General features: G+C 66.8%; 16 protein-coding genes. 4 read left to right on the top strand and 12 right to left on the bottom strand.

Annotated elements, in window-relative coordinates; genetic code table 11:
• The 3 genes from ACWDTP_RS16300 to ACWDTP_RS16310 form a co-directional block, all read right to left on the bottom strand.
• A partial coding sequence (locus tag ACWDTP_RS16300) for a nitroreductase family protein (protein ID WP_450021459.1) occupies positions 1–257 on the bottom strand: 257 nt, incomplete at its 3' end.
• 147 nt (positions 258–404) lie between these two features.
• On the bottom strand, positions 405–1,280 hold the full coding sequence (locus ACWDTP_RS16305; protein WP_450021461.1) for an NADP-dependent oxidoreductase: 876 nt from the start codon (positions 1,278–1,280) through the stop codon (positions 405–407).
• Between the two features lie 323 nt (positions 1,281–1,603).
• Positions 1,604–3,061: a dihydrolipoyl dehydrogenase family protein gene (locus ACWDTP_RS16310; RefSeq protein WP_450021463.1), complete on the bottom strand. Its 1,458-nt coding sequence runs from the start codon at positions 3,059–3,061 to the stop codon at positions 1,604–1,606.
• A 179-nt stretch (positions 3,062–3,240) separates the two neighbouring features.
• Between ACWDTP_RS16310 and ACWDTP_RS16315 the strand changes: the two genes are divergently transcribed.
• Genes ACWDTP_RS16315 through ACWDTP_RS16325 form a run of 3 tightly spaced genes read left to right on the top strand, consistent with a single transcriptional unit; the run spans position 3,241 to position 5,183 of the window.
• Complete coding sequence (locus ACWDTP_RS16315; RefSeq protein ID WP_450021465.1) at positions 3,241–3,729, top strand: GNAT family N-acetyltransferase; 489 nt, start codon at positions 3,241–3,243, stop codon at positions 3,727–3,729.
• On the top strand, positions 3,726–4,826 hold the full coding sequence (locus ACWDTP_RS16320) for an LLM class flavin-dependent oxidoreductase (protein WP_450021467.1): 1,101 nt from the start codon (positions 3,726–3,728) through the stop codon (positions 4,824–4,826). Before ACWDTP_RS16315 ends, ACWDTP_RS16320 begins: the two co-directional genes overlap by 4 nt.
• A 45-nt stretch (positions 4,827–4,871) precedes the next feature.
• Positions 4,872–5,183 carry a hypothetical protein gene (locus ACWDTP_RS16325; protein ID WP_450021526.1) on the top strand — a complete coding sequence of 104 codons (312 nt, stop codon included), beginning with the start codon at positions 4,872–4,874 and terminating at the stop codon, positions 5,181–5,183.
• On the opposite strand, the gene ACWDTP_RS16330 is transcribed toward ACWDTP_RS16325, so the two are convergent.
• On the bottom strand, positions 5,176–6,393 hold the full coding sequence (locus ACWDTP_RS16330) for an MFS transporter (RefSeq protein WP_450021469.1): 1,218 nt from the start codon (positions 6,391–6,393) through the stop codon (positions 5,176–5,178). The two genes, ACWDTP_RS16325 and ACWDTP_RS16330, sit on opposite strands and share 8 nt — an antisense overlap.
• 72 nt (positions 6,394–6,465) lie before the next feature.
• On the opposite strand from ACWDTP_RS16330, the gene ACWDTP_RS16335 reads away from it, so the two are divergent.
• The gene (locus tag ACWDTP_RS16335; RefSeq protein ID WP_450021471.1) at positions 6,466–8,778 is read left to right on the top strand and encodes a DPP IV N-terminal domain-containing protein; all 2,313 of its coding nucleotides are present in this window, start codon (positions 6,466–6,468) and stop codon (positions 8,776–8,778) included.
• A gap of 14 nt (positions 8,779–8,792) precedes the next feature.
• Here the strand turns inward: ACWDTP_RS16335 and ACWDTP_RS16340 are convergent, their stop codons facing one another.
• From ACWDTP_RS16340 to ACWDTP_RS16375, 8 genes are all read right to left on the bottom strand, one after another.
• A complete protein-coding gene (locus ACWDTP_RS16340; protein WP_450021472.1) occupies positions 8,793–9,536 on the bottom strand; it encodes a helix-turn-helix domain-containing protein in 744 nt (247 codons plus the stop codon).
• A 71-nt stretch (positions 9,537–9,607) separates the two neighbouring features.
• Positions 9,608–10,357, bottom strand: a complete 750-nt coding sequence (locus ACWDTP_RS16345) for an MBL fold metallo-hydrolase (protein WP_450021474.1) — start codon at positions 10,355–10,357, stop codon at positions 9,608–9,610.
• Between the two features lie 56 nt (positions 10,358–10,413).
• Positions 10,414–11,463 carry a dihydrodipicolinate synthase family protein gene (locus ACWDTP_RS16350; RefSeq protein ID WP_450021476.1) on the bottom strand — a complete coding sequence of 350 codons (1,050 nt, stop codon included), beginning with the start codon at positions 11,461–11,463 and terminating at the stop codon, positions 10,414–10,416.
• Positions 11,399–11,737 carry a YciI family protein gene (locus tag ACWDTP_RS16355; RefSeq protein WP_450021478.1) on the bottom strand — a complete coding sequence of 113 codons (339 nt, stop codon included), beginning with the start codon at positions 11,735–11,737 and terminating at the stop codon, positions 11,399–11,401. Before ACWDTP_RS16355 ends, ACWDTP_RS16350 begins: the two co-directional genes overlap by 65 nt.
• Positions 11,734–13,047, bottom strand: coding sequence for an MFS transporter (locus tag ACWDTP_RS16360; protein ID WP_450021480.1), 1,314 nt, complete (start codon positions 13,045–13,047; stop codon positions 11,734–11,736). The genes ACWDTP_RS16355 and ACWDTP_RS16360 overlap by 4 nt, the downstream gene beginning before the upstream one ends.
• Before the next feature lie 47 nt (positions 13,048–13,094).
• Positions 13,095–13,835, bottom strand: coding sequence for an SDR family NAD(P)-dependent oxidoreductase (locus ACWDTP_RS16365; RefSeq protein WP_450021482.1), 741 nt, complete (start codon positions 13,833–13,835; stop codon positions 13,095–13,097).
• Entirely contained in the window at positions 13,829–15,070 is a 1,242-nt protein-coding gene (locus ACWDTP_RS16370) for a CaiB/BaiF CoA transferase family protein (protein WP_450021484.1), read from the bottom strand. The genes ACWDTP_RS16365 and ACWDTP_RS16370 overlap by 7 nt, the downstream gene beginning before the upstream one ends.
• Positions 15,067–15,534, bottom strand: a complete 468-nt coding sequence (locus ACWDTP_RS16375; RefSeq protein WP_450021486.1) for a MaoC/PaaZ C-terminal domain-containing protein — start codon at positions 15,532–15,534, stop codon at positions 15,067–15,069. The genes ACWDTP_RS16370 and ACWDTP_RS16375 overlap by 4 nt, the downstream gene beginning before the upstream one ends.
• Positions 15,535–15,556: the final 22 nt, after the last annotated feature.

A 15,556-nucleotide genomic window follows, 5' to 3' on the forward strand; every position in this document is an offset into this window, starting at 1 on the left:
GCGAACGGCGAGGCAGTGACCCAGGCCCATCCGCGCCGGAAGATGTCACCGATGGCGCGGCGCTGGCCGGGATCGGTGACGATGATGAAGCTCCAGTTCTGCTCATTCGACGAGGTCGGTGCCTGCAGGGCGATCTCGATACACTCGCGCACCACCTCTACCGGCACCGGTTTGGTGAAGTCGAGGCGCTTGCGGACCGAACGCGTGGTGGTGAGCAGTTCGTCGGTGGTCAACTCGACGACGGGGTGGTCGGTCATTGCGGCTCCATCTCTGAATGGACTATTTCGACCATAGTTGTTCACCGCGCGGCGGCCGGACCATAACCGCGGTCCGGTGTGATTGGCCTTGGGGACGGGTATAAATGCCGGCAATAGCACTGTCCGGATACCGCGACACGGTGCGGGTCAGGGTGCGATGATCATCCCGGCTGCCGCCCGGCCGGCCACCACTTGTGCCAATGCGGCTGCGGCATCGTTGATTCCGGCGTGCAGCGGCGGATGCATCGATAGTTCGCGTCGTTCGAACAGTTCGGCGAGCCGACTGAGTTGAGCGCCGTCGGAACGGACGTAGACGGTGGTGACGGTGATTTCGCGGCTGGCGGTCGGCGGGTCGGACGTGATGGTGGCCAGCCGCCCACCGTCGATCAGGGTTGTCATCGCGGTCGCGGCGCCTCCGACGGCCGCGTTGGCGACCGCTTGCACACCTTTGCCGTCGGACAACTCGAGCACGGTCTGTGGCCACTCACTCTCGTGGTAATCGACTACCGCGCGAGCGCCGTAGGAACGGACCCTTTCCGCACTGAGCGGGCCGCAGGTGGCGATGACATCGGCGCCAAGGCGAACCGCGAGCTGGACGATCATGCCGCCGGTGATGCCGCCCGCTCCGTGCACCAGCAGCGTGTCGCCGCTCCGAAGTGATAACGCTTCACCGACTACCTGTTCGGCCGTCAACGCCGGTATCGGAAACACTCCGGCGATGTCCCATGGCATGCCGGAGGGCTTGGCGGCGATCGACCCGATCGGCGCGATCAGGTGCGGAGCCCAGCAACCGTGGTCTCGCAGGGGAACGGGGTGGCACAACACGTCGTCACCCACGTCCACACCGCTGACGCTGGTTCCGATCGCCGAGACGACGCCGGCGCCCTCGACGCCAAGGGCCGTCGGGAGCCTCATGTCGATGTCCCACCCGCCGGTCCGCACAATCTCGTCCCAATTGCCCACGCCCGCGGCGCGAATGTCGATGAGCACTTCATCGGCCGCCAGTGGGCGCGGATCACCCACCTCGACATTCTCGACCCGGCCTGAAATGGCGCGTATACCAGCTACTCGCACAATGCTTACCACCCTCTCGCGTCATATCGGCATGGGTATCGGGCACCCCGGCGCTCCTGCCGGCCCGCCGGATCCATCTCTCATATGATGCGCGTATGGCGGTGAAATTGCCTATCTGTCAATAGAAGTAGTTATGTGGCCGATAACCGAACCTGTTGGGGAGGCTCGGCCGGTGGTTTGACAGTAAGGACCAATTAGTCCGCATTATGTAGACTCGATCGCATGTCCAGCGGATGCGTTCTGGTCGCCCGGTCGTCGAGACCGGGCGATGCCTACGGAGTGAGGCGCGCGGCGGCGTTCGCGAGGGCCAGCTCGGATTCCCCGGCCAGCAGCGGATCCCACACCTGGTTGACCGACGGATGCGGCGCGACGACATGGCGTAGCAGCGTCGTCGGGACCTTCGCGACGACGGCGAGGGTGGCGGCCTGAACCAGCTCGGTGAACTCGGGCCCGACGAACGTCGCGCCCAGCAGCGTATTGGTCTCGGCGTCGATGACCAGCTTGGCCCAGCCGTCGAAGCCGTCCCGGTACAGCTCCAACTGCGGCACCGTCTCGGGGTAGCGCGCCGTGCGCGTCCGGACGGTGAATCCGTCGGCCACGGCCTGGCTTTCGGTGCGCCCCACCGCCACGACCTGTGGACTGGTGAAGACGACCTGGGCGAGGTTGCCGGTATCGCGTGCGACCAGATCGTCGTCGCCCAGCTGCCGCCCCTCGGCCCTGGCCGTGATCACGTCGGCCACAACGCGGGCATGATACTGCGAAATATGCGACAGCAGCGCGCGCCCCGTGGTGTCGCCGAGGGCGTACAGCCAGCCACCCTCGACACCACGGGCCTGGAGGTGATCGTTGACGGCGACGAACTCGCCGGCGGGCAGACCGACCGCTTCCAGCCCGATGTCGTCGGTGTTGACCCGCCGTCCGGTGGCGATCACGAGCTCGTCCACTTCGATGGTCTGACCGTTGAACGTCGCGGTGACCGGTTCACCGGGTGCGGGCCGGGAAACCGCCGACAGCTCGGTCTTGAGGTGAATCTGGACGCCTTCGCCGCGCAGCGACCGCTCGACCAGCTGACGCGCCTCGGGTTCGAAGTTGCGCAGCACCGAGTCTCCGCGCACCAGGAGCGTCACCGCGGACCCCAGACCGGCGAGAATCGTCGCGAACTCGACGCCGACGACACCACCGCCCACCACCAGCGTGCGCGGCGGCACCCCGGTCATCGTCGCCACCTCGCGGTTGGTCCACGGGTGCGCCTCGGCCAGACCGGGAACCGCGGGTATGTCGGGGCGGGTGCCGGTGACCAGGACGACCGCGTGCCGCGCGGTCAGGACGTCCTCGGTGCCGTCGTTACCGGCCACCCGCACGGTGCGTTCGCCGCTCAGCCTGCCGAAGCCGTGCAGCACGGTGATTCCGGCCTGCCCCAACGCCGTGGTGAAAGCCTGGTCGGACAGATGGTTGATGATCACATCACGCTTGGCCAGCACGGCCGCAACGTCCGGGCGGTCGGCGGATACGGCTTCCCGCACCCCGGGGACCGCCTTCGCCAGGCCGAGAACCTCGATCGGGCGCAGCAACGTCTTGGTCGGGTTGCAGGCCCAGTAGTGGCACTCCCCGCCGATCAGGCGGTCCTCGACGAGCGCCACCGAGAGGTTCGCCGAGGCCAGGAACTTCGCGGTGGTCTCGCCGCCGGGACCGCCTCCGATGACGATCACGTCGAACTCTTTGTCGGCCATGACTTCCTCCACTCCAGGTGTCCGGGACGGGCAGGTGGTGTCGCGGCGAGGCCCGGCCGTTACAGCAGGCGCGGGAAACCGGCCGCGATCCACGGCGGATTTCAAATCATGTTGAGTCTGTCAGGGCATGCGGCGGACCGATAGGCGTTGAACCTGCCGTGGGTATAGAAACGGTGGTGATGACCGGGTCCGTTCAGTTCGTCGCGGTCGGCCAGGACGATCCACTGGCCGGACCGCTGCTCGCCGAGCTCGCGGTCGAGTACTCGGACCGATACGGCGGCACCCCCGAACTCGTGATGAACTGGCTGCTCGGTCAGCCGGCCCGGGTGTTCTCCCCGCCTGACGGTGGCCTGTTCATCGGGTTGCTCGACGGGGTCGCGGTCACCGGCGGGGCGTTCCAGCGGTTCGACGACGACACGGCCGAGCTCAAACGCATCTGGACCGACAGCGGCCACCGCAGGCGCGGATTGGCCAAGGTGCTGCTGGCCCACCTGGAGACCGAGATCGCCGGCCGCGGGTACCGGCGCATCTACCTGACCACGGGTCACCTACAGCCCGAGGCCGAGGCGCTCTATGCGTCGGCGGAATACACCCGGTTGGACGTTCCGTTACCCGCGGAAGGTGGCGACACCGTTTTCCCGATCGCATTCGAGAAGGTGCTGCGATGAGCACGATCCCATTGTCGATCCTCGACCTCGCCCCGATCAGTGCGGGCAGCGACGCCGCCACCGCCCTGCGCAATACCGTCGACCTGGCCCGGCACGCCGAGCAGTGGGGCTACCAGCGGTATTGGGTGGCCGAGCACCATTTCGTCGCCGTGGCGAGTTCGGCGCCGGCGGTGCTGGTCGGGCAAATCGCGTCGGCCACCGACCGGATCCGGGTGGGTACCGCGGCGGTGCAGCTCGGCCACACCACCGCGGTCGCGGTGGCCGAGAGTTTCGGCACTCTGGCGGCCTTCCATCCGGGCCGCATCGACCTGGGCGTGGGCCGTTCCGGGCAGAAGCGGGCCGAGGCGGCGCGGAAGCAGCCCGCCGCACCCAGACCCGTCCGGGACTGGCATGAGGTCGACGGCGTGGTCATCCCGGCCCCGTTCGACATCGCGGCGCTCCTGCGCAATCCGCGGCTGCGGGCCCGCGCGGCGGCACTGCAGCAACCCGAGGCCGTCGCACCGGATTTCGCCGATCAGGTCGACGACATCCTGGCTATGCTGGGCGGGTCATACCAGGTCGGGACGGCGGTCCCCGGTGCGGGCAGCGGCCTGACGCCGTGGGTGTTCGGCAGCAGTAAGGGGCAGAGCGCGCGTGTCGCGGCTGCCCGAGGCCTGCCGTTCGTCGCGAGCTACCACATCACCCCGGCGACCGCGCTGGAGGCGATCGAGGTCTACCGCAGCGGGTTCACCCCGTCTGAGTACCTGTCCGCACCGTATGTGGTGGTTTCGGCCGATGTGGTGGTCGCCGACGACGAACCGACGGCGCGTCACCTCGCGTCGAGCTACGGCCACTGGGTGTACTCGATCCGGGCCGGCGACGGGGCCGTGCCCTACCCGGACCCGGCCGACTGCCCGCCGCTGACCGCCGAACAACTCGACGTCGTGAGAGATCGCACCGCGACCCAATTCGTGGGAGATCCGGATCAGGTGGCCGACCGGTTGACGGCGTTGCAGCGGCTCAGCGGGGCCGATGAACTCGTTATCACCTCGGTCACACATCGCCAGGAGGATCGGTTGCGATCACACGAACTGATCGCGAAGCGCTGGGGTCTCTGACAGCAACTGGCGATAGGCTTGCTCCAGGTGCCAGGACGGCACCGGCTGGGGGTGCGTTTGCCGAGCTTGCAGGTGTTGGTGGGATGGCTGCTGCTGGCAGCCTCGGTGCTGGTGTTCGGCACCGGGGTGGCGTTGCGGATGTTCATCGGCCGCAGGGAGAACTCCGAGGTCACGCGCGCGCGCATGCATGCGTTCCGGCGCACGGCGGTGGCCAGGGTGTTCTTCGGGGCGGTCGACGACGATGAGGTGTTCGACCCCGACGAACTCGATCAGATGGTGCTGATGCCGACCATCGTGCTGGCCTGCGGGCTGTGCCTGACGGCATTGTTCCTGCTTGGCTACAAGGTGCTCAGCTAACCCGATCCGCCGGCGCCGGTTCGATGTCGGTCAACGCCCGGGTCAGCACCAGGGTGGCGGCGATGCCCAGCCAGACCGCAAACACGGCGACCCCGGCGGCCACCGGCGAGCCGTATTCGGCGACGACCCCGCACAGTCCGATGCCGGCGGGGGCAGCCAGCTGCAGGCTGGCGTTCTGCAGGCTCAGGACCCGGCCGCGAACCGCATCGGCGATCCGCTCCGCCTGCAGCACCCCCACCACGGCCCCCAACGCCGAGTTGGCGATGCCGAACAGCGCCGCGCCGGCGAACACCACCCATGGCGAGGCCAACGTGGCCATCAGCAGGAATCCCGCTGTCGTCCCGATCAGCGCGCCCGTCATCCAGAATCGCCTCGACCACCGTGCCCCGAATGCCGCGAAAACCGCCGTGCCGCACAACATCCCGACGGCCAGCGCGGTCAGCACCAAACCGAGCAGGTCGGGGCGGGAGAGCAGGCTGAAGTACAGCGGCAGCACCATGCCCTGCAGCCCGCCGATCGCGATCGCCAGCCCGACCGTCAGGGCCACCAGGCCGGCCAGCAGCCTGCTGCGGCGCAGCACCCCGGCGCCCGCCGCCAGCTGCGTCCACGGTGGGTCCGGCCGTGCGCGCGACGTCTCGACGACGCCGAGCCGGCGCGGCATGGCCGCGGTGACGAGGGCGGCCGCGGCCGAGGTCGCCGCCGTGGCGAAGAGCACCGCGCTGCTGTCGAACAGCGACATCAGCGCCCCGGCGGTCGCGGGCCCGATGACCAGCGCTGTCGAGGTCATCGACTGCCGCAACCCGACCAGGCGCTCCAGCGGGATCGCGGCGTGGCGGGCCACCGCCTGCACCATCACCTGCCGCGCGGTGATGCCGGGGACGTCACCGAACGAGCCGACGACCGCGAGCCCGACCAACCAGGCCATGGTCAGTCCCCAGAGCTGGTCGACCACCGGGATGGCGGCCACTGCGCCGGCCGACACCACGTCGGACAGGATCGAGCAGTTCCGACGGTTGACCCGGTCGATCACGACGCCGGCGCACAGCCCGACGAGCAGGGCGGGCACCGCGGTCGCCGTCGAGACCGCCCCCATGCTCAGCGGACTACCGGTGGCCCGCAGCACGATCAACGGCAACGCCACGGCGAGGAGCCCGTTTCCGAGGACGCTCAGGAAATGCGAGCACAGATAGGCGACGGCGACCGGTGACATGACCCCACGAAAGGCTGTGCCGTTACGGCCGAGTCAAACTCGCTTGACTGTGCCGCTGCGGCACGGTGTTGCATGGGACTCGTGACGCCCGACGACACCACCCGAACCTTGACCGACGCCGACTATGCCCGCGCCGAGCAGATGCTCGCCCCCCACCGGGCGCGGCGGGTGCCCGGCAGTTCGCTGCGACCGCAATGGCTCTCGCGCGGCACCCGATTCTGGTACCAGGTGGGCACCCGCTACATCGTGGTCGACCCGGCCACGGGCAGCCGCCGCGACGCATTCGACCATGCCCGGCTGGCCGCCGCACTGTCGACGGCCTCGGGTCGTGCGGTGACCGCCGACGATCTGCCGATCACCGCGGTGGACCTCGGGGACGGGGATGGCCCGGTCCGGTTCAGCGCATTCGAATCCCGGTGGACGTGGTCGGACCGCGATGGCACGTGTACGCGCGTCGAAGGCGACCTGCCGGTGCCGCCAGGGGAGATCGAATCCCCCGACAAGGCCTGGGTCGCGTTTCGCCGCGACGGCAACATCTGGGTCCGGCGGGCAGGAGCGCAGCGACCCGGGGAATGTGACCGCGGGCAAGGGGACAGTGCGCAGGAGTTCGCGCTGACCGACGATGCCGAGCCGGCATTCGAATACGGCGGACTGGCCGACGCGACCGGTGGCAACGCCCTCATGCGGGCGCTCGGCCTGCCGCAGGCGTTCGTCGTGCAGTGGTCGCCGGATTCGACCCGGCTGCTGGTACAGCGCGTCGACCAGCGCGGGCTACCCGAACTGGTGCTCGTCGAATCCGCCCCGCCGGACGGTGGCCGGCCCGTCGAGCACCGGACCCGTTACCCGATGCCCGGTGAACCGGCGCAGGCGACCATGACGTGGAACGTGCTCGACGTCGCCGAGCGCACCGTGGTCCGTCAGTGCGGCGAACCCGACATCCTCATGCACGGCACCGCGATCGTATATGCCTGGTGGACCGGTGAATCCGGTGATGCGGTGCACTTCCTGAACCAATCCCGCGACGCCAGGACCCTGGAGTTGCGCCGCCTCGACCCGGTCACCGGCGCGGTCACCACCCTGATCAGCGAGACCGGTGCGACGCGCGTCGACCCGACGCCGCAACTGGGCGAACCGCCGCTGGTACGGGTGCTGGAGTCCGGCGAGATCCTCTGGTGGTCACAGCGCGACGGCTGGGGACACCTCTACCTGTATTCGGCCGACGGGCAACAGATCACCCAGGTGACGACGGGGCAGTGGCCGGTACGCCAGGTGCTGTGGGTCGACGAACAACGACGGCAGGTGTGGTTCGTCGCGGCCGGGCTCGTCGAGCATGACCCCTACATCCGCCAGCTCTGCCGGATCGGCCTCGACGGTTCCGGATTCACCCGGCTCACCGATGACGATCTCGACCACGACGCGGTGAGCCCGGCCGAGGGTGGTTACCTCATCGACCGGGCCTCCTCGCCGAGTCGACCGCCCCGCTCGGTGGTGCGCGACGGTGACGGGCGGGTACTGGTCGAGCTCGAGTCCCCCGACCCGGGCCCGCTGGAAGCCCTCGGCTGGAGCCCACCAGAACGGTTCCGCACCACCGCCGCCGACGGTAAGACCCCGATCTACGGACTGCTCTGGCGCCCACATGGTTTCGACCCGAAGCGGCGTTACCCGGTGGTCGAACACATCTATCCCGGGCCGCAGATCTACAACGCCGGGTCGGCGTTCAACTCGCCGCACGTCGGCTATCCGGAGGCGCTGGCGGCGCTCGGGTTCGCCGTGGTCGTGGTGGACGGCCGGGGAACCGCGGGCCGCAGCAAGGCATTTCACGACCACTCCTACCGCGATATGGGCAACGCCGGAGCCCTCGACGACCACATCGCCGCGATCCGTCAGCTGGGCCGGCGCCACCCCTGGCTGGACACCGGGCGGGTCGGTATCACCGGCCTGTCCGCGGGCGCCTTCGCCGCGGCCAGGGCCGTGTTGGCCTACCCCGACTTCTACCGGGTCGCGGTCGCGGTGTCCGGAAACCACGACAACACGGTGAACCTGGCCATGTGGGCCGAGCACTACCACGGAGACCTCAGCGAGGAGGGCAGGCGGGCGATCTCCAATGTGCCCCTGGCCGCCAACCTGGTTGGCAAGCTGCTGCTGATCCACGGCGAACTCGACGACAATGCGCACCCCTACCAGACCATGCGCCTGGTCGACGCACTCATCAAGGAAGACAAAGACTTCGACCTGATCCTGATTCCCGGCGCCGAGCATGCGTTGCTCGGGCGGATGCACTATGCCTTCCGGCGCACCTGGGACTACTTCGTTCGCCACCTGCACGGCACCGAACCGCCCGGATACCGGCTGGCGCCACTGGCATTTCCCGCGCTGGGCGGCTGAGCCGTCGGGCCCGGTCAGCTCGCGGCCGGCTCGGCGGTGGCGTGCACGATCAGCCGGGCCCGGCGCAGCACATCGAGCTGGGCCGGGTTGTACAGATCGGTCAGCGCGACGGCGATGGCCTTCTGGGCGAACCGTTCTCCGCGTGGGGCATCGGTCATGGCCTCGCGCAGACCGGGATGCGCGGCCCAGGTGGCCAGGATGTGGGTTGCCAGGAGCTCGGCGGCGCGGCGGCGGGTGCGCTCATCGGCGTCGGCGGGTAGGTCGTCGAAGGCCGATACTTCGGGCTCATCGGCGTCGTCGTCGAGAAGATCGGCATAGGCGCGCAGGCCGCGCGGGCCGAGAACCCGGCTCAGCACGACGAGCAGGCGGCGGTCGGCATCGGACAACCTGGCCGCGGCGGCAGCGGGGACGAACTCGGCGGGCAGGTCGATCGGGGTGGACCGCCGCAGAATCGTACCCAATTCGGCGCGCGCACAGTGCAACCGGTCGATCATCGCGGCCAGCTCGGCATCGAGGGCCCGTAGTTCGGGCTCTGGGTGATCATCGGCGGTGCCCATCGAGTCGATCTGCGGCAGTGAGAATCCGAGTTCGACGAGACGTTTGATCCGCACCAGCCGGACCAGGTGGTCGACGCCGTACTGCTTGTAGCCATTGCTGCGGCGTTCGGGTTCGGCGAGCAATCCGACGTCGTGATAGTGCCGGACCGCCCGCAGGCTGGTCCCGGCCAGTTCGGCGATCTCGCGGGTGCTCCACGCCATGTTCTGACCCCCGTTCCGGCGTCCGCCGCGTCACTTAGTGACACCAACTGTGTCACTAAGTGACAGGGCCGTCAAGCGGACCGGATCGGGCGGGCCCGGGCCGCCGCCTGCTCGGCGGCCGGGGCGATCGGGCCGCGCCATACCGGACCGTGTCCGGGCAGCAGGATGGTGGTGTCGAGCCGGCCCAGGATGTCGAGGCTGGCCACGCAGCGGGCCTCGTCGTGGTTGAACACCGATGGCAACAGTTGCGGACCGGTCCGGCGTGACACCGGATGGCCCGTCACGAGCGCGTCGCCGCCCACCAGCACACCGTCGACGATGAACGAGCAGTGCCCGCCGGTATGTCCGGGGGACGGGACGGCCCGCGGCGAGCCCGGCAGCCCGGCCGCCTCGTCGAACGCTTGCGCGGTGGGGATGCCGGCGTGGTCCATCGCGCCCTTCGCGCTGATCGCGACCGACCACTTGAGCCAGCGTGGTTGCCAGATGTGCTTGATCACATCGGCCGGTGACGCCTGCTCGAGATACTCGCGCTTGGCGTGCCCGACCTCGTCGGCGTGGCAGAACACCGGTGTGCCATGGTTTTTCGCGAGCCAGATGGCGGTGCCGAAATGGTCGATGTGGGCGTGGGTCAACAGCACCGCCCTGATGTCGCCGATCCCGAACCCGAGCCGGCGCACCGAGTCGATCACGTCATCGCGTTGGCCGGGGAAGCCGGCGTCGATGAGCAGGACGCCGTCGCCGTCGGTCACGAGTGTCCAGTTGACGAGGTCGGTCTGCGCGAAGTGCACGTGCTCGGTGATCGCGGTGAGGGCTGCTGCCATGCCGCGAGCTTAACGAGGGGTTGTCGAGCGATCGGTGGTGAGTGCCAATTCCCGCCTCACCGCAATTTTGCCGCCACGACCGCGTCGGTGATCCGGCGTCGCTCGGCGTCCGAGATGGGTACCACCGGCGGCCGCGAGTAGGCGTTGTCGATGCGCCCGAGGAACTTGAGGGCCTCCTTCATCCTGTTGAATTGATCGATCACCGGGGTGGCGTAGAACACCTCGGTCAGGTTGTGGATCCGGTCGGCGACCTGGCGGGCCCTGCCGAGATTCTCGGCGTTCACAGCTCGGAAGAGCTCTACTTGCAGATCGGCGATCATTGCCCCGTGCCCGCTGAGGATTCCGTCGGCACCGAGCGCCAGAGTCGGCAACAATGCCCGGCTGAAGCTGGTCAGTATCGAGGCTTTTCTCGGAAGTGCACGGATCGCCCGAAGGTTCTCCTCATAAGTGAGGATGTTGACGGACCAGTCTTTGATCCCGGTGATGTTGTCGTAGGCCCGGCACAGCTCGCCGATCAGTGGCGCGGAAAGATTTTTCGGTGATCCTGCGGCGTCGATGAACAGCACCATGGGCAGTTTGACCGCGTTGGCGATGGCTCCGTAGTAGGCATGGACGACGTCGTTTCGCTTCTGCACGCCGAAAGCGAAAGTTTGTGAGGGGAATACGAGGAGCCCGTGTGCGCCTCCTTGTTCTGCGGTCTTGGCGGTACGGATCGCCGCGCCGACGCTCGGATCGGAGACGCCACAAAGAATGCGGACCGTGTCGCCGACCTCGTCAACCGCGATACGAAGGGCCTGAGCTTGTTCTTCTCGACTCAGTGAGAGCACCTCACCGGCATCGCCGTTCACGGCGATGCCGGTGACGCCGTCGGTGTCGGCGAGGTGACGGAGGTGCCGGCGGAAGTCCGGTTCGTCGATGCCGAATTCGGAATCGAACGGCATGACGGCCGCGGGTATGACTCCGGTGAAGACCTCGTGCATCAAATAGCTCCTCTTTGTCGGTATTGGCTGGGCGGATGAGTGGCAGGAGGCGCCGATCTCCTCAGAGAGATTCGGGCTGCCGGTTGAGAAAGAGCGAGAATTCGGCGGATTGGCGGTCTCCTTCACTCGGGGTGAACTCGACAATCGTGTACTCTGCTATTCCTTTGCGGCTGAACGGGTCTTCGGCAACAAGCGCTTCAGCGTGCTGGCGGCTCCGCTCGACGAAGACGGTGACTCCGCCGTTGGCCGGTGATTGCCGACCGGACACCAGGATCTTCCCAGCCGCGTATCCCTTCGCAACCCAGCGCGCATGCTCGGGCAGTGCCAATTCGACGTCAGCGATAGGGACCAGGTATCGAGAGATGGCAACGAAGACATTCATCGCGGGTGACTTCTTCACTGCACGGACTCCCCGACGCGGCGATATTGCTTGATGGTGAGAAGAGTTGCGAGGCTGATCAACGAGGCGACGATGAGAGAATATGCGGGCGCCGCTGGCGACCCTGTCGCATCGCGCAGGAATCCGGCGATATAGACAACCGTGCCGCCGAAGATCGCAGCGCCCAGGTTGTAGGCCAGACCAAAAGTGCTCATGCGTACAGCCGCCGGAATGAACTCGACGAACAGCGCGGCGGGCGGACCGACTACCAGAGAGACGCCGAAGGCCATCACGATCACACAGATGATCGCAGTCGGAACGTGCCCGGACCCCAGCAGGGTCAGCAAGGGCCAACTCATGACGATCATGAAGACCGCGCCTGCGATACAGATTCGCTTGCGGCCCGTGCGCTCGGATAGCAGACCGACGAGAGGGAAGAAGATCACGTTGGCGGAGTTGGCAATGACCACCAGCATTGTAACCTCACCCGGGGCATAGCCGTCGGCGGTCAGCAGTGACGGCAAGTAGGCGAGGAACGTGTATGTCGAGACGAAGAGGAACGCTGACAAGCCAATGGTTTGAAGGAATATTTTCCCGTTGGGCCCGCGCATCGAATCGCGCAGCGGCGTTCGCGCAAGGTTGCCCGCCTGCCGCATATTTTCGAACACCGGGCTCTCTTCGAGCTGAAGACGCACGTACAGGCCGATGATGCCGATGGGCAGCGCCAGCAGGAAAGGAACCCGCCAGGCCCAGTCGGCAACCACCTCAGGGCCGGCGATCACCTCGGTCAACCAGACAACGAGGTTGCCGAGCAGGAATGCCGCCGCAGATCCGGCCTGTAGCAGGCAGGAGTAGAGTCCGCGCCGGCCAACGGGTGCGTGCTCGTTCACGTATGTTGCGGCGGAGATGAATTCGCCTCCGGCTGAGAACGCCTGACCGAGTCGAAGGAGGACGACGATGATGGGCGCTGCGATGCCGATGGCTTCGGCCGACGGCGTGAGGCCGACGAGGACGGTACAGACCGTCATGATGACGAGGGATCGAATCAGGATCGCCCGGCGGCCGATCCGGTCCCCCAGCGGCCCGAGGATGACGCCGCCGAGCGGTCGAGCGAGAAAGCCGACGCCGAAGATCGCGAAGGCGGCCAGCAGTTGTGCTCCGTCGCTCGCCTCGGGGAAGAAGGTTCTGCCGATGTGGACGGCGAGCAGTGCGTACAGGCCGTAGTCGTAGTACTCGACGAGTTGGCCGATGACGCCGGCGGTGACGACACGGCGCACGTCCTTACGTTCTTGTTGCTCCGATGTGGCGGAACGCGCGGTTGCTTCTGTCATGGGACTTTCTCGTCGTTGAGCGGGAGGGCAGGGAGAAATGAGGCGTCCTAGGGCATGACGCCGCCGCCGTTGGGTGACAGTGTCTGGCCGGTGAAGTAGGAGGCCTCGGGGCCGAGCAGAAACAGCACCGCGGCGGCGACTTCTTCTGCGGTGCCGAATCGGCGCATGACCGATTTTCCGACCTTGCGTTCAACCCAAGTCGCGTCGCCCATGTACGGGGTGTTCATGGGCGACTCGATCGGCCCTGGTGCCACTGCGTTGACCCGAATATCCGGTGCCAGGTCGTGTGCGAGTGCCCGGGTAAGTCCGAGCAGACCGGCCTTTGAGGCGGTGTATGCGACGACGTTGGGTGCGCCGGTATATGCGAGCTGCGAGGCCATGTTGACGATCGATCCGCGACCACTGGCTGCCAACGATTGTCGTAGTGCCCGGATCATCCGGTACGTACCCGTCAGGTTGATGTCCAGGACGCGCGACCACGAGTCCTCGTCGAGGTCCGAAAAATGCTTCTCGGCAAGTATTCCCGCGTTGTTCACCAGACCGTCGATCTGGCCGAATCCATCCAAGGCCGCGTGGGAGAACATTTGGACCGAGTCGGGTTCGGTGAGCTCCACCGGCAGCGCCAACGCCGGCGGCAGGGACCGGGCGAGCGACTCGCCGTCACCGAGTTCGGCTGGGTGACAGGCAAGAACGACACGCCCACCTTGGTCGGCGATTGCTCTTGCGATTGCCCGGCCGATCCCTCCCGTCGCACCCGTCACGATGACGACGTCTCCCGGCCTCACCATGTCGATGTCGATTCGGTTGTCTCGTGACCGATCGCTCCCGAAGCCCGTAGAGCTTCGATCCGGTGCTCGGGCACACCGAGTTCGTCGAGAATCTCCCGATTGTGCTCACCGAGCATCGGCGGCAGCAGGCGCACGGTGCCGGGGGTGTCACTGAGCTTGACCGGCATCCCCACCAGTCGCATCGGGCCGGCGACGGGATGCTCGAGGTTGAGCACCATGTCGTTGTGCTCCACTTGAGGATCTGCGAACACGTCGGCGTAGGCGTTCACCGGTGCGCTCAGGAGGTCTTCGGACTCCAATCGGGCCAGGCAATCGTCACGCGTGAATCGAGCCGCCAACACCTGGATGGCCTCGTGTGAGGCGTCCGGATCTGCTTGCATCGATTCGATCGACGCCATCACCGGATTGGACTGCTCGGCCTCGGTTGCCTCGAATGCGCGGCAGATCCGCGCCCAGGGTTCGTCTACGAAGACGTCGGCGACGAGGACGAACCATTTTTCATCGGAACCTCGGTAGATGCCGTACAGACCGGTCGAGCCCGTGTGGGCGATTCCCGCCGATGAACGGGGGAAGGGCATTCCGGTGTTCAGGAACTCACTGGCTTCCTGCAGATGTATCGCGATCGAGGAGTTGAGCAGCGCGGTGTCGACGACCTGACCTTTTCCGGTCCGTTCCCTGGCGGCGAGTGCGAGCATCAGGCCTTGGGCGAGATGCATTGCCGCGACATAGTCGACGATGTACGTGCCGACCGGGGTGGGCTGTTCCGGCGTGCCGGTCAGGGCGATGATGCCACCGATCGCCTGGGCCGCGAGATCTTGACCGCGTCGATGAACATACGGTCCGGTGCGTCCGTAGCCCGAGGCGTACGCGGAGATGATCCGAGGGTTGATCTTCGTGAGATCGTCGTGTCCCAGGCCGAGCTTTTCCATCACGCCCGGACGGAAATTGCTGACCACGATGTCCGAGCGCCGCACGAGTTCGTCGAGGATCGGGCGCGCGGCGGGATCCTTGATATTGAGGGTAAGGCTGCGCTTGTTGCGGTTGTTGGCCGCCCAATGCGGGCTCCAGCCATTGACCCGCTTGCGCTGACCGCGTCCGATCTCGCCGTGTCCGGGCCGCTCGACCTTGATTACCTCGGCGCCGAAATCGGCCAGTACCTGTGTGCCAGAAGGGCCCTGCTCCAACTGGGTGAAGTCCAGGATGCGAACGCCCTGGTAAACCATGCGGGATGTCATCGATTCTCCGGTTCCGTGATCCGCATCAGGATTGCTTTGCTGCCCCTCTGCACGATGTGGTCGTGTTGATTTCGTACTTCGATTTCGAATGTGGCGATGCCCTGGTCGCAGCGGGTGCGTCGGCTGCGCAGACCGGTGATGCGATACGCGACATGGATCGTGTCGCCCAACAGGATTGGGGCCTTGAACGACCAATCGGACATGCCGAGGAACGCGAGGGCGCAATCGCGAAACAGGCCGGAGCCCATGATGAGTCCGTGGGCATAGGACAGGCCGAGCAGACCGTGGGCGATCCGTTGTCCGAAGTCTGTTTTCGCCGCGAATTCCTGATCGAGGTGGACGGGTGAACTGTCCCCGGTCAGGCCGGCGAATCCGACGACGTCGGCTTCGGTGATCGTCCGACCGCCACTGACGAACTGGTCGCCCTCGGTCAGATCGTGCCAGGTAAGGCTCCCGGTTGGCATGGTGTTGTGAATCCTCCTTCGG

The sequence above is a fragment of the Mycobacterium sp. NPDC003449 genome (genome assembly GCF_053588415.1).